A 501-nucleotide genomic window follows, 5' to 3' on the forward strand; every position below is an offset into this window, starting at 1 on the left:
ACCCGTGTGGGGGAGCCGTAGCGAAAGCGAGTCTGAATAGGGCGTTTGAGTCGCATGCTGTAGACCCGAAGCGGAGTGATCTACGCATGGGCAGGTTGAAGCGAGGGTAAGACCTCGTGGAGGACCGAACCCACCAGGGTTGAAAACCTGGGGGATGACCTGTGTGTAGGGGTGAAAGGCCAATCAAACTCCGTGATAGCTGGTTCTCCCCGAAATGCATTTAGGTGCAGCGTCGCGTGTTTCTTGCCGGAGGTAGAGCACTGGATGGCCGATGGGCCCGACAAGGTTACTGACGTCAGCCAAACTCCGAATGCCGGTAAGTGAGAGCGTGGCAGTGAGACTGCGGGGGATAAGCTCCGTAGTCGAGAGGGAAACAGCCCAGATCACCGACTAAGGCCCCTAAGCGTGTGCTAAGTGGGAAAGGATGTGGAGTCGCAGAGACAACCAGGAGGTTGGCTTAGAAGCAGCCACCCTTGAAAGAGTGCGTAATAGCTCACTGGT

1 rRNA gene is annotated in these 501 nt (G+C 56.7%); it reads left to right on the top strand.

Annotated elements, in window-relative coordinates:
- Positions 1-501: ribosomal RNA gene (locus ACFSKW_RS54605) — 23S ribosomal RNA — on the top strand; the annotation flags it as partial.

Source organism: Nonomuraea mangrovi, assembly GCF_042681425.1.
Taxonomy (GTDB): Bacteria; Actinomycetota; Actinomycetes; order Streptosporangiales; family Streptosporangiaceae; genus Nonomuraea; species Nonomuraea mangrovi.